This is a genomic window from Herbaspirillum sp. NPDC101396 (genome assembly GCF_044767365.1).
GTDB lineage: Bacteria > Pseudomonadota > Gammaproteobacteria > Burkholderiales > Burkholderiaceae_D > Herbaspirillum.
The window spans coordinates 748,452-761,648 of sequence record NZ_JBIWNT010000002.1 but is presented as its reverse complement, the minus strand read 5'-3'; the positions used below and the strand labels follow the sequence as shown (position 1 = coordinate 761,648).

Genomic DNA, 13,197 nt, shown 5'->3' with positions numbered 1-13,197 from the left:
GCATCCTGATCCAGGCCAGACCGGCGTCGACTTTTCAACAGCATGACATCACGCATCCATACTTTCCGCATTGCTTCGCTGGCCTGGCCGATCCTGATCGGCCAGCTGGCGCTGATCGCCAATGGCGTGATCGACACGGCGATGGTGTCGCGCTTCTCGGCGATGGATCTGGCGGCGCTGTCGCTGGGGGTATCGATTTACGTGAGCGTGTTCGTCGGCTTGTCGGGCGTGCTGCAGGCGCTGTTGCCGACCATCGGCCAGTTGTACGGTGCGCGCCGCTTCGGCGACATCGGCAGAGAAGTGAAACAGGGATTGTGGCTGGCCTTCTTCCTCAGCTGCCTCGGCTGCCTGGTGTTGCTGTTCTCGCCGGTGCTCCTGTCGTTCGCACAAGCCTCGCCGGAACTGGCTGAAAAAGCCACCCTCTACCTGCGCATCGAAGCGCTGGCGCTGCCGGCGACGCTGGGTTTCCGCGTCTATGCCGCGCTCAACAACGCCATCTCGCGCCCCAAGATGGTCATGGCGATCCAGATCGGCGCCCTGCTGCTCAAGATTCCGCTCAACGCCTGGTTCATCTTCGGCGGCCTCGGCTTGCCTGCCTTCGGCGGTCCGGGTTGCGCCATCGCCACCAGCCTGATTGCCTGGCTGATGCTGCTGACCGGCTGGATGCTGGTACGCGGCGCGCCGATCTACCGCGAACTGCGCGTGTTCGGCAGCGGCTTCGTCGCGCCGCAATGGAAGGCGCAACGCAGCCTGCTGAAACTAGGCATCCCGATGGGCCTGAGCTATTTCATCGAAGTCACGGCGTTCACGCTGATGGCGATTTTCATCGCGCGCCTCGGCGCGGTGGCGGTGGCCGGACATCAGATCACCGCCAACGTCGGCACCGTGCTGTACATGCTGCCCCTGTCGCTGGCCAACGCCACCGGCACACTGGTGGCGCAAGCCATCGGCGCACGCGACTGGCAGACCGCCAAGAAGATTTCCCGTGCAGGCATCCGCCTGTCGGCGATCCTGTCGGTGCTGATCGGCGTGGCGGTGTGGTTCGCGCGAGAGCTGATCATCCGCGCCTATACGCCCGACGAAGTCATCATCGCCTCGGCCTTGCCGCTGTTCCTGTTCATCGCGTTCTACCAGCTGTTCGACTCGCTGCAGGTGACCACGGCCTTCGTGCTGCGTGCCTACAAGGTGGCGGTGGTCCCGACTGTGATTTACGCGGTGGCGCTGTGGGGTGTCGGACTCGGCGGCGGCTATATCCTCGGCCTCGATCCGTTCGGCGTATCGCCGGCGTGGCTGCACGGCGCCGCCGGCTTCTGGCTCGGCAACAGCGCCAGCCTGGGGCTGGTGGCGTTCTTCCTGATCTGGTATTTGCGCATCATCCAGCGACGCGCTGCTTCGAGCGCTTCAGGACCTCAGGCGAACGCCCTGCCCTGACCCAGGAAATGCTGGACATCCCCGGCTGCTGCCGGCCGCGCCAGCAGGAATCCCTGTACCTGGTCGCAGTTGAGTTTTTGCAACGCGGCGAGCTGCGCTTCGGTCTCCACGCCTTCGGCCACCACTTCCATGTTCAGCGCATGGGCCAGCGCAATGATGGCCGAGACGATGGCCGGTCCGGAGTCGCCGCCCTGATCCAGGCGCGACGTGAAGAACTTGTCGATCTTGATCTGGCGGCAGTGGAACTGCTGCAGATACGCCAGGCTGGAATAACCGGCGCCGAAATCGTCGATGGCGATGTCGTAGCCGAGCTCCTGCAGGTCGGTGATGATGCGCGCGCTCTTTTCGACGTTCTTCATCGCAGCGGTTTCGGTGATCTCAAACATCAGGCGCTGCGGCGTAATGCCAGCCTGGCTGACGATCGCGGTGACGCTGTCGACCAGGTCCGGACGCATCTGCAGCGGCGACAAATTGAGCGCCACCTTGACCGGCGGCATGCCGGCCGCATCCCAGCGCACTATCTGCGCACACACTTCGCGCAACACCCAATCGCCGATCGGAATGATCTGGCCCGAGCGCTCGGCGATGGGGATGAATTCAGTCGGGCTCATGCTACCCAGTTCCGGATGATCCCAGCGCAGCAAGGCCTCGACACCGGTCAGCGTCCGCTGGCGGCCTTCGAACTTGGGCTGGAAATGCAGCGACAGCTGGTTGTGCTCCACCGCCATCTGCAGCGCGTGGCGCACCGTCAGGTGGCGCATCGCGCTGGCGTGCATGGCCGGCTCGAAGAAACGGTAGGTGTTGCGACCGTTCTGCTTGGCTTCATACATCGCCGCGTCGGCGTTCTTCATCAACGCATCTACAGTGTCGCCGCTGTTGGGATACACCGCGATGCCGATGCTCGACGTCACGCGCAAGGTCGCCTCGTCGACGCGAAAATCCTGGCGCAGCACGCTCAGGATGTTTTCCGCCAGGTTCTCGACCACTTCGGGCGAGGCCAGGTTGCCCATCACCGCCACGAACTCGTCGCCGCCGATGCGCGACACCATGTCTTCACTGCGGATGCAGGCGCGGATACGCTGCCCGACGGCGATCAGCAAACCGTCGCCGACCGAGTGGCCGAGCGAGTCGTTGATTCCTTTGAAGCCGTCCAGGTCCATGAACAGCACCGCAAACGACAATCCGCTGCGCTTGGAGACATGGATCGCATGCTGGATGCGCTCGGCCAGCAAAGCGCGATTGGGCAGGCCGGTAAGCACGTCGTGGGTGGCGAAATGCAGCAGCTTGTCATTGGTGCGGCCGACGATCTTGCGCAGCAGTTTGGTCTTTTGTGCGCCGCTGAAAATCAATGCGGCGATCAGCACAAACAGGGTACCGAGCACCACCGCGCTCATCAGGTTGTCGCTGTCGATACTGGCGTAGGTGCTACTGATGCTATCCGCCGAAAAATTGGCCGCCGCCATGTTCAGGCAATGCATGAAGAAGATGCCAAGGCCCAGCACGCCCGCAAAAATCACACGGCGCCAGAAATGATCGCTCTTGCGCGCATTGAGGGTGTAGATGATCCAGATGTTGAGCACTGCGACGGCCATCGTCGCCAGCACCGACAGAATCTCCAGCCAGGGCGTGTAACGCACCGCCGGGAGGATTTGCATCGAATGCAGGCCGAGCCAGTGCACCACTGCCATGCCGCCGCCGAGCGCGACGCCGTCGGCCAGCATGCGCGGCCAGCGCAGCCGGCGTTGGGTGGAACGATGCAGGAGATAAAACGACAGGCCGATGCACAGCAGCAGCGAGATGCCGGTGAAGAACGCGTTGTAGCCGACGTTGATCGGCAGCTGGAACGCCAGCATGCCGGTGAAATGGGTGGACCAGATGCCGACGCCGAACACCAGCGCACCGCCGGCCAGCCACATGCGGCGGTAGCGCGCGGTTTCCTGCGATGAGATGCGTTCAGCGATTTCCAATACTGTGTACGAAGCGAGCGTCGCAACAAATAGAGAAAAGCAAATCAGCAAAAGGTTATAGGAGCCAGCCATGATCTGATAAATCCGTCTGCATCTTCCGTTCGAACTGCGTGTTACGAAAATGAATCCCGTGAATCCACGACAACAAACAAAGCTTCCCCGATGCATGAAGACGCATCGATGTTCACAAACAAAATCAGGAGAAAAAAGCGTCGCAAACGCTCGTGTTTTTGCATGCGCAGCCGTTTGTCGTTTGCTCTTTATTCATTAGCGACAATCGGTGCCATCCGGCGCAATCCCTTTATCCGCGCCTATTCTAGCTGGTTTGCACCAAAAAATCCCGGCTTCTTCCGCGGCGTTTTCACCCTGCGAAAAGAACTGGCTGTTCTGACGAAATCACAGCTTCCGCCCGCGACTCCGGAATGTGACCGCCAAGGCAACTTTTCTGCCGTGGGGCAGGCGCCGAACGAGGTTCGCGCAAACACCGTTACCGGCCTGAAAGTCTTGCTGGGCGTCATGTTGGGAGATTCCCACACGTTACAATTGTTATCTATCAGTCAAGTTGAAAATAAGACAAGATAGCTACAACTTGGTGACGTTAAGCGGCGTTGATTATAAGTCACATCCTCCGCGTAATTATTCCGAAAACCAAAAGTACCCAATCCTCACCCACTAGGCAGTAAGTTCCAGTCATGGAAAACGCGAACGAAAAATTTGCAAAACGACTGCGCGCCTCGATGGAAAAAGCGGGATATGAACCAAAGCCCGCTGTTCTGGAACGCGAGTTCAATTTGCGCTATTGGGGTAAACCGATGACGTTGCACGGCGTGCGACGCTGGCTTCTCGGCGAGTCCATGCCGAATCAGGATAAGCTCGAGACGCTCGCAGAATGGCTCATTGTCACGCCGCAACATCTGCGCTTCGGCGAAGAAATCGGCAAGCGCATCGACAAGCGCCGCGCGCGCTGGGAAGAAGCCATCGGCTATCGCGAACGCGAGGCCTTCGAAGCCTTCATCAACCTGCCTGCGCCACAACGCAAGATCGTCAAGGAAGTCATCTTCGCCTTCGCACAAGTCGCTGCAGCGCTCCCCCCAAAGGTCGTCAAACCCAAAGCCTGAGATACACCTAGAGACAACACGTCGAGACAATACGCCGCGATGACGCTCACGTATCAATGAGCACCTTCAGAGCCCGCGCGCCTTGATCGCTTTGGATACCGTCATGCAATGCTCGACCTGTTCGGTGATCGCAATCGGTACGGTTTTCTCGCCGCGCAGTACCGCCTCAATCCAACGCGCCGTCACGGCGGCGTCCCTGCCCTCCGGCAAGTCCGGAATCTCTTCCGCCACTTTCTGTTTTTCCACCAGCAAGGTACGTTCGCCGCCATGGAACCAGTCGATCTGCTGTGCACGCCGCGCATTGGCGACGGTCTCGCCTTCGGTGCCGCGCATCAGGAAAGCATCGCCGCGCTGAGGCGGCGCGGCGTCGACAAAATACTTGCCGAGCATTTCCAGGTATTCGGGATGAGTGTACGAAGTCAGGCGCAAGGCCGGCGCCGCAAACGGCTGCATGATCTTCACCAGCGTATGGGTTGAGTTGCGCACCCCGAGCACCCGGCGCATTGCCAGCAAACGTGACATTTTCGGCGCCAGCACCTGGATCGGAATGAATGCCGGTTGCCGGTTGGCCAGGGCAGCCTCCGCTTCGTGCGGACCGATCGCGTGATGGATGCCAAGCGCTTCAAAAATCTCTGCGCTGGTGACGCGTTGCGGATCCTGGGTCACCCCATGCATCAGAACCGGCACGCCTTCGCGCGCCAGCAGCAAGGCCAGCAAGGGTGTCAGGTTGGCCATGTGGCGGGAGCCGTTGTAGCTCGGAATCACCACCGGCGCATAGTCGCCCAGCGGCGCCTGCAATGGCGTGAACGATGCCTCGGCGGCGTCGAGGAAGCCGGCGATTTCTTCCACCGATTCGCCCTTGACGCGCATGGCCAGCAGGATCGCGCCAAGTTCGAGATCGCTGACGCGGCCATCCAGCATCGCCCCGTAAAGCAGTTGCGCATCGTCGCGCGACAGACTGCGCGCGCCATCCTTGCCGCGTCCGATTTCCTTGATGAAGCGGGCCGCAGCCAGCATGTCCTTGTTTGATTCCGTCATGATCCTGCTCTCGTATTGGTGCCGATGTTGTTGCCGTTATTGCTGCCGTTTTTGATGTGCGCAAGAGTACACCATGCGACGCTTCTTGTGCGCCGCCGGGCGCTTGACATTCTCCTGTGCGCCTTTCCTTTACAATAGCGCCTTCGGATGCACCCGCGTCCTCATTGTTTTCCCTGCTGCAATCCATGATAGTTCTCGGCGTCGAATCCTCCTGCGATGAAACCGGTCTTGCGTTATACGACACGCAAAAAGGTCTGCTCGCCCATGCCCTGCATTCGCAAATCGCAATGCACCAGGAATACGGCGGCGTCGTTCCAGAACTGGCGTCGCGCGACCACGTCCGCCGTGCGATTCCCCTGCTCAGGCAAGTCTTTGAACAAAGCGGCATCGTCCACGACGACATCGACGCCATCGCCTACACGCAAGGTCCCGGCCTGGCCGGCGCGCTGCTGGTCGGCGCATCGGTGGCCTGCGGGCTCGGCCTCTCGCTCGACAAGCCGGTGCTCGGCGTGCATCACCTGGAAGGCCACCTGCTGTCGCCGCTGCTGTCGTCCAACCCGCCGCAGTTTCCGTTCGTGGCGCTGCTGGTGTCGGGCGGCCATACGCAGTTGATGCGCGTGGACGGCGTCGGCCAATACGAGCTGCTCGGCGAAACCCTCGACGACGCCGCCGGCGAAGCCTTCGACAAGTCGGCCAAGCTGCTCGGCCTCGGCTATCCGGGCGGCCCGGCGATTTCGCGCCTGGCCGAGTTCGGCGATCCGGGCGTGTATCAATTGCCGCGCCCGATGCTGCATTCCAAGAATTTCGACTTCAGTTTTTCCGGCCTGAAGACTGCCGTGCTGACCGTGGTCAAGAACCAGACCACCAACATCTGCGAACAAGACAAGGCCAACATCGCACGTTCCTTCGTCGACGCCATCGTCGACGTGCTGGTGGCGAAATGCATGAACGCGCTCAAGCACACCGGCATGAAGCGCCTGGTCATCGCCGGCGGCGTCGGCGCCAACAAGCAGCTGCGCGAAGGCCTCAACGCCGCTGCCGCCAAACGACGCTACCAGGTGTTTTATCCGGAGCTGGAATTCTGCACCGACAACGGCGCCATGATCGCCTTCGCCGGCGCCATGCGGCTGCAGCAGCATCCCGAAGCGGCCAAGCGCGACTATGCCTTCAGCGTGCGGCCGCGCTGGCCGCTGGACGAGATCAATACATAGTCACTGCGTAATCAATGCGCAATCAAACGCAATATACGAATAAATACGATTCCCACAGGAAATACGCGCAGCTAAGATGCATCTTTTTTTCAAAAACAGATGCCTCACAGCGACTTTGCAGCCTTCGCAAAAAAATACAAATCCAAATTCAGGAAGATCTCCGCAGCGACAAAAGGAGAGCACGAAGCTGATGACGTGCAGGCGGAAGCCTGGCTCATGGCGGAAGAAATAAAAGCGAAACAGGGATTCGAAATCGACTTTCTGAATCCGGCCCACGTCGATTTGCTATTCAGTTATCTGTACCAGCAACTGGTGAACTACGACGAGAAGACTATCCGCATGGCGGTCCGGTTGGACGCGTGGGATTATGGCGACGATCCTGAACATGACAGCCATCCGCTGCTCAACAAGCTGCGCAGCGATCCGGCCGATGATCCGTTGGCGAAGTTGGAATTGAAGGAGGCCGAGAGTCGGGAGTTGCACGTCAGCCCGCATCATTCACGCGCTGCGGCCTATCTCAAGTTGCTGGAACACTGCGACAACAATATCGCAGTGCTTGCCACATATTTGCTGATTTCCACGTCATGGTGTTATCGCTGCTACAACCGCGCCAGACACACGGTAGAACGACAAATGCAGTTGCCTGAGACGCTCAGGAGTGATTTCATGCCGCGCACGTGGCGGAAATTTCAGTTGATCCGAACATGCCTGCCGCAACAGCGTTCGTTCAATTTTCATTTGCCATGGGGGCAGTAGCCGCTCCCGGCCGGCTGGCGCCCGGCGATTACTTTTTCTTAGCGCCGATCTTGCTTTCCTTGCCCGCCAGCAGATTGGCGATGTTCTTGCGGTGGCGGAAGATCAGCAGCGCGCTCATCGCCAGCACTGCCAGCAGGATGCCGTCTGCGCTGCCGAACAGCAGGCCGTAGTAGAACGGTGCGAACACGCTGGCAATCAGCGCCGCCAGCGAGGAATAACGGAAGGCATAGGCAATCACCAGCCAGGTGACCAGTGTCGCTACGCCGAGCCAGACGTTCAGCGCCAGCAAGATGCCGAGCGCGGTCGCCACGCCCTTGCCGCCGACGAAGCGGAAGAACACCGGCCACAGGTGACCGAGGAAGACGGCGATGGTCGCCAGCGCGACGCCGGTGTCGCCGACGCCGAATTGCGGACCGAATTTAATTGTCAGCCACACCGCCAGCCAGCCCTTGAAACCGTCGCCCAGCAAGGTCAGCGCCGCCGCCTTCTTGTTGCCGCTGCGCAGGACGTTGGTGGCGCCGGGGTTTTTCGAGCCATAAGTACGCGGGTCCGACAGGCCGAAGGCCTTGCTCACCACCACGGCGAATGAAATGGAGCCGATCAGGTAGGCGGCGATCGCAAACAATACTGTATTCATTGAATCCTTCTTTCTTGACGCTGTTTTGCAGCAGCTTGTTTATTCTTCCAGCGCGCAGTGTACAGGCTTGCCGGGCAAGACTTTGACAATGACGTCCGGGGCGATCCCGATCAGGAAACCACGGCGGCCGCCGTTGATGTAAATCTTCGGAATCGCCAGGATGCTTTCTTCGACGTAGACCGGCATGGCCTTGCGCGTGCCGAACGGCGAGGTGCCGCCGATCAGGAAGCCGGAATGGCGATTGGCCACTTCCGGCTTGCACGGCTCCACCGACTTGCAGCCGATCTGCCGCGCCAGATTCTTGGTCGATACCTTGCGGTCGCCGTGCATCAGCACCAGCATCGGCTTGGCCGCCTCATCCTGCATCACCAGTGTCTTGACGACATGATGCTCATCCACACCCAGTTCGCGCGCCGACACGCTGGTGCCGCCGTGCTCTTCGTAGGGATAAGGGTGTTCGGTGAAGGAAACGCCATGCTTGCGCAGGAATTGCGTGGCCTGGGTTTCGGAAATATGGTCTTTTCTGGAGCTCATTTGGCGCACATTATGCCGCAACTTGAAGCGTGTTATCCACGCGGATGATGTTCCGCATGCAATTTCTTCAGGCGCTCGCGCGCCACGTGGGTGTAAATCTGCGTGGTTGAAATATCGGCATGCCCGAGCAGCAACTGCACCACCCGCAGGTCGGCGCCATGGTTGAGCAGATGCGTGGCGAAGGCGTGGCGTAGCGTGTGCGGCGACAGCGGCGCCCGGATGTCGCCTTGCAGCGCGTATTTCTTGATCAGCGTCCAGAACATCTGGCGCGTCATGGCGCCGCCGCGTGCGGTGACGAACAGGGCGTCATCGACCTGGCCTTCGAGGATCAGCAGACGGGCTTCGCGCAGGTAGCGCTCGATCCAGCTGCGCGCCTCTTCCCCGAACGGCACCAGGCGCGTCTTGTTGCCCTTGCCGGTGATGCGCAGCACGCCCTCGTTCATGCCGACTTCCACCGACTTGAGCAACACCAGTTCGGACACGCGCAAGCCGCTGGCGTACATCAGTTCAAGCATGGTGCGGTCGCGCAGGCCCAGCGGCGTCGTCACGTCAGGCGCGGCGAGCAAGGCTTCGACCTGGCCTTCCGACAAGACCTTGGGAAAGCGCGGCGGCTGCTTGGCCGAGCGCAGGCGCAGACAGGGATCTTCGCTGATGCGGTTCTGCCGCAGCGCCAACAGGAAAAAGCGCTTGAGCACCGCCAGCCGGCGATTGGAGGAACTCGCCTTGGTGTCAGCGTGGCGTGCGGCAAAATAGGCGTTAAGGTCCTCCGCATGCGTCGCCAGCAGATCCTTTTGGCGCTCGGTCTGCAGCCAATGTGCGAACAGCGTCATGTCGCGCCGGTAGGCTTCCAGCGAATTCTTGGCGAGCCCGTCTTCCAGCCACAGCGTGTCGCAAAACTCGTCGATAGCGGCCAGGCTGGCGCCGGTGGCTTCGACCTTGGGCGCGCGGCCGGTGACGCTTTTCCTGACGGGCTTGGCGGCGTCAATAGACACGTCAGCAGATACGTCAGTAGCCATCGACACCTTCGTGCGCCAGCAGCCAGCGCTTCACGCTGAGCGGGAAACCGTCTTCGTCGTCGCGATGCGAATAGCCGCCCAGCCCGCCCGCCGCCGTGACGCGATGGCAGGGAATGACCAGCGAAAACCAGTTGGCGCCGCAAGCCTGTCCCACCGCGCGCGGCGCCGACCGGATGAACTTGGCGATCTGGCCGTAGGTGCGCACTTCGCCGCGTGGAATCGAGGCGATTGCATCCCACACGCGGCGCTGGAAGTCCGAGCCGACTTCGGCCAGCGGCAGCTTGAAGCGGTAGTCCGGCTTGTCGATGTAGCGCAGAATCTGTTTCGCGGCCTTGTCGGCCACGGCGTCGGTCGCGTCCTTTTCACGAAAGTGTTTGGGCAGGGTAACCATCTCCAGGATCAGGCCGGCAGAAGTGCGAATACCGATGCCGCCGAACGGTACGTGTACGATGGCGGAAAAAATGTCGCCCGCTTGTGTATTCTTCATGACTCGGAAACATTGAGGGAATACGCTATTTAAGCACATCGCCGCAAACCTCTGCCACCCGCCTTCAACCCCGCTGCAACTCAGGAACCGGATACATGACAACACCTACCAGCCACGCCGACCACCTCGTCGTCACCGCTCCCTCGCTGGCCGAAGGCATTGCCTACATCGAGCAAACCCTCGGCGTGACGCCGCAAGCCGGTGGCGAACATGTGCGGCTCGGCACGCATAACGCCCTGCTCAAGCTGGGCCGGGGTTTTTATCTGGAAGTCATCGCGATCAATCCAGCTGCGCCAGCTCCTGCGCCACAACGCGCGCGCTGGTTCGGGCTTGACTACATGGCCGCGGGCAGCAAGCCGCGCCTGGCGACCTGGGTGGTGCGCACCGACGATATCGAAGCCGCAGCGGCAGCGTCTGCCATCTCGCCCGGCATCGTTGAAGAAATGAGCCGTGGCGCGCTGCAATGGCGCATCACCATTCCCGCCGACGGCAAGCTGGTCCTGGATGGCGTGATGCCCAGCCTGATCCAGTGGAACAGTTCCAGCCACCCGACCGACAACATGGCCGATCTCGGTTGCAGCCTGGTCAAACTGGAGGGATGCCATCCACAAGCCGAGGCAATCGCCGCCAGTCTGGCGCAGATGGGCTTGCAAAGCCACGTCGACATGCACCAGCCGGCGCCCGGGCAAAAGCCGCACCTGTTGGCGCTGATCCAGACGCCAACCGGCCTGCATCCGCTGGGGTTGGCGGAGTAACAACGCGCCTGCAGGCAGCGAAATCCGCGCAGAAAATAAAAAAGGCGCATCTTGCGATGCGCCTTGAAATTACCCTTGTGCGTCCCGGCCGTTTAAACAGCTTCTTGAACCCACGTCTCCTCAGTATCCTCGGTATCAATACCGTTTGTTATGTGCATCACCCACTTTAAATCTTGTTTTTAAAGCCATGAACTACCGACAATACTGCGGCTGAAATTCTGTTGTCCTTGCAGACGAGGTCGCACTTTAACAGTACTTGCTCCGCATTAAAAGTACTTTTTGCGCAAATTTAAAACATGTTTTTTGACAATATTTCAATCGGGAAATATTGCCGTCGCCGCCGCTTCCAGCCTGCGGCGACGGCCTGCTGCATTACCCTTTGATCAGTCAAAAACCAGGTTCGGCAACCACAGCGAAATCTGCGGCACGTACGTCACCAGCGCCAGGAATGCCAGCATCGTCAACAGCCACGGCATCACCGCCACCGTCAGCTCGGTAATCCCCATCTTGGTAATGCCCGAGGCCACGTACAGGTTCAGGCCGACCGGCGGATGGCACATGCCGACTTCCATGTTGACCACGATCAGGATGCCGAAGTGGACCGGGTCGATGCCCAGCTTCATCGCCACCGGGAACAGGATAGGCGCCATGATCAGCACGATCGACGACGGCTCCATCACATTGCCCGCCAACAGCAGCAGCACGTTGACCACCAGCAGGAAGGTGATCGGACCAAGGCCGCTGTCGGTGATCATCGCCGCCATCGCCTGCGGAATGTTTTCGCTGGTCACCAGGAACGAGAACAGCACCGCGTTGGTGATGATGTACAGCAGCATGGCCGACATCGAGGCGGAGTCCAGCAAGACCTTGGGTACTTGTTTCAGGCCCATGTCCTTGTAGACGAACACCGCAATGATGAAGGCGTACACCGCCGCCATCGCCGCCGCCTCCGTCGGCGTGAAGATGCCGGTGTAGATGCCGCCCATCACGATCACGATCAGGAACAGGCCCCAGCCGCTCTTGCGAAAAGCCGCACCGCGCTCCGCCCAGCTTGCCTTCGGCAGGCGCGGATAGTTGTGCTTGCGCGCCAGGTACCAGGTGGTCAGGCCGAGCAGGAAGGCCAGCATCAGGCCCGGCACCACGCCGGCCATGAACAGCTTGCCCACCGAGGTATTGGTCGAGACCGAGTACATCACCATCACGATCGACGGCGGAATCAGGATGCCCAACGCGCCCGAGGTCGTGATGACGCCCGCGCCGAATTTGTTGGGAAAACCCTGGCGCACCATCGCCGGCAGGATGATCGAACCGATCGCCACCACGGTCGCCGGCGAAGAACCGGACACCGCTGCGAACAAGGCGCAGGCCATCACGCCCGCCAGTGCAAGGCCGCCGTGCCAGTGACCCACCATCGCCGTGGCGAAGTTGATCATGCGCCGGGCAACGCCGCCGTGCGTGAGGAAGTTGCCCGCCAGGATGAAGAACGGGATCGCCATGATCTCGAACTTCTCGATGCCGGTGAACAGCTTCAGCGCGACCGACTGGATCGGCACGTCGGTCATGGTGAACAGGAAGGTCAATACCGTCAGGCCGAGCGAGATTGAGATCGGCATGCCGGTCAGCATCAGGCCGAACAGCAGGACGAAGATAATGGCTGCGTTCATACTTTTCCTCCTGCGATTTCTTCGTCGAGGCCTTCGACGTAGGCGTGGTCGTGTTTAGGCAATTCACCGGTCTTGATGAAGGCCCAGCAGACCTGCAGGAAACGGAAGCACATCAGGTAGGAACCGAGCGGCACGGCCATGTAGACCATCCACATCGGTATTTCCAGAACTTCGGAAGTGCTCGAGTGCTGTGAGATTTCCCAGACGAACTGTGCACCCAGCGTACCGACGATGCCGGTAAACAGCGCGCCGGCCAGCAGTCCCAGCACCACGAACTTGTTGCGCCATGGCGTGTTCATGCGATTGATCAGCACATCGACGCCGACGTGGATGCCGGTGCGCACGCCGTACGCGGCGCCGAACTTGGCCATCCACACGAACATGAAAATACACAGCTCCTGCGCCCAGCTGGTGTTGATTTGTATCAGCTGGTCCTGCAACCAGGGAATCGGCAGGCCGGAGGCATAGCGGTGCAACACCGCCACGAAGATGATGACGGTCGCACCCGCCATCAGGAAGGCGATAAGCCACTCTTCCAGGTGGTCCAGAAATTTAAGCATTGTTTCTCCTCGTTGGATGTAAG

Annotated in this window: 14 protein-coding genes; 6 read left to right on the top strand and 8 right to left on the bottom strand. The window is 60.5% G+C overall.

Annotation, left to right across the window (positions count from 1 at the left end; genetic code table 11):
• Positions 1-42: 42 nt before the first annotated feature.
• The gene (locus ACIROY_RS08590) at positions 43-1,431 is read left to right on the top strand and encodes an MATE family efflux transporter (RefSeq protein ID WP_402274487.1); all 1,389 of its coding nucleotides are present in this window, start codon (positions 43-45) and stop codon (positions 1,429-1,431) included.
• On the opposite strand, the gene ACIROY_RS08585 is transcribed toward ACIROY_RS08590, so the two are convergent.
• The gene (locus ACIROY_RS08585) at positions 1,410-3,470 is read right to left on the bottom strand and encodes a putative bifunctional diguanylate cyclase/phosphodiesterase (protein WP_402274484.1); all 2,061 of its coding nucleotides are present in this window, start codon (positions 3,468-3,470) and stop codon (positions 1,410-1,412) included. The two genes, ACIROY_RS08590 and ACIROY_RS08585, sit on opposite strands and share 22 nt — an antisense overlap.
• A 90-nt stretch (positions 3,471-3,560) precedes the next feature.
• On the opposite strand from ACIROY_RS08585, the gene ACIROY_RS08580 reads away from it, so the two are divergent.
• Positions 3,561-3,980 (top strand): hypothetical protein, encoded by a 420-nt coding sequence (locus tag ACIROY_RS08580; protein WP_402341178.1) that lies wholly within the window; start codon positions 3,561-3,563, stop codon positions 3,978-3,980.
• Between the two features lie 110 nt (positions 3,981-4,090).
• On the top strand, positions 4,091-4,516 hold the full coding sequence (locus ACIROY_RS08575) for an XRE family transcriptional regulator (protein ID WP_402274479.1): 426 nt from the start codon (positions 4,091-4,093) through the stop codon (positions 4,514-4,516).
• Positions 4,517-4,582: 66 nt separating this feature from the next.
• On the opposite strand, the gene ybiB is transcribed toward ACIROY_RS08575, so the two are convergent.
• Complete coding sequence (gene ybiB, locus ACIROY_RS08570) at positions 4,583-5,554, bottom strand: DNA-binding protein YbiB (protein ID WP_402341176.1); 972 nt, start codon at positions 5,552-5,554, stop codon at positions 4,583-4,585.
• 185 nt (positions 5,555-5,739) lie between these two features.
• Between ybiB and tsaD the strand changes: the two genes are divergently transcribed.
• Positions 5,740-6,765, top strand: coding sequence for a tRNA (adenosine(37)-N6)-threonylcarbamoyltransferase complex transferase subunit TsaD (gene tsaD / locus ACIROY_RS08565; RefSeq protein ID WP_402341174.1), 1,026 nt, complete (start codon positions 5,740-5,742; stop codon positions 6,763-6,765).
• A gap of 99 nt (positions 6,766-6,864) precedes the next feature.
• Positions 6,865-7,521: a hypothetical protein gene (locus ACIROY_RS08560; RefSeq protein ID WP_402341172.1), complete on the top strand. Its 657-nt coding sequence runs from the start codon at positions 6,865-6,867 to the stop codon at positions 7,519-7,521.
• Positions 7,522-7,549: 28 nt separating this feature from the next.
• Here ACIROY_RS08560 and plsY read toward each other — a convergent pair whose 3' ends face one another.
• From plsY to ACIROY_RS08540, 4 genes are read right to left on the bottom strand one after another with little or no spacing between them, the layout of a single operon-like run.
• Positions 7,550-8,158 (bottom strand): glycerol-3-phosphate 1-O-acyltransferase PlsY, encoded by a 609-nt coding sequence (gene plsY, locus ACIROY_RS08555; protein WP_402341171.1) that lies wholly within the window; start codon positions 8,156-8,158, stop codon positions 7,550-7,552.
• A gap of 39 nt (positions 8,159-8,197) precedes the next feature.
• The gene (gene ybaK, locus ACIROY_RS08550) at positions 8,198-8,692 is read right to left on the bottom strand and encodes a Cys-tRNA(Pro) deacylase (protein WP_402274469.1); all 495 of its coding nucleotides are present in this window, start codon (positions 8,690-8,692) and stop codon (positions 8,198-8,200) included.
• A 32-nt stretch (positions 8,693-8,724) separates the two neighbouring features.
• Positions 8,725-9,708: a site-specific tyrosine recombinase XerD gene (xerD, locus tag ACIROY_RS08545; RefSeq protein WP_402274466.1), complete on the bottom strand. Its 984-nt coding sequence runs from the start codon at positions 9,706-9,708 to the stop codon at positions 8,725-8,727.
• Entirely contained in the window at positions 9,698-10,195 is a 498-nt protein-coding gene (locus ACIROY_RS08540; RefSeq protein WP_402341169.1) for a methylated-DNA--[protein]-cysteine S-methyltransferase, read from the bottom strand. Before ACIROY_RS08540 ends, xerD begins: the two co-directional genes overlap by 11 nt.
• A gap of 95 nt (positions 10,196-10,290) precedes the next feature.
• On the opposite strand from ACIROY_RS08540, the gene ACIROY_RS08535 reads away from it, so the two are divergent.
• Entirely contained in the window at positions 10,291-10,950 is a 660-nt protein-coding gene (locus tag ACIROY_RS08535) for a VOC family protein (RefSeq protein WP_402274461.1), read from the top strand.
• Between the two features lie 383 nt (positions 10,951-11,333).
• Here the strand turns inward: ACIROY_RS08535 and ACIROY_RS08530 are convergent, their stop codons facing one another.
• Complete coding sequence (locus ACIROY_RS08530; RefSeq protein WP_402341167.1) at positions 11,334-12,614, bottom strand: TRAP transporter large permease; 1,281 nt, start codon at positions 12,612-12,614, stop codon at positions 11,334-11,336.
• Positions 12,611-13,174 (bottom strand): TRAP transporter small permease, encoded by a 564-nt coding sequence (locus ACIROY_RS08525; protein WP_402274458.1) that lies wholly within the window; start codon positions 13,172-13,174, stop codon positions 12,611-12,613. Before ACIROY_RS08525 ends, ACIROY_RS08530 begins: the two co-directional genes overlap by 4 nt.
• Between the last annotated feature and the right edge of the window lie 23 nt (positions 13,175-13,197).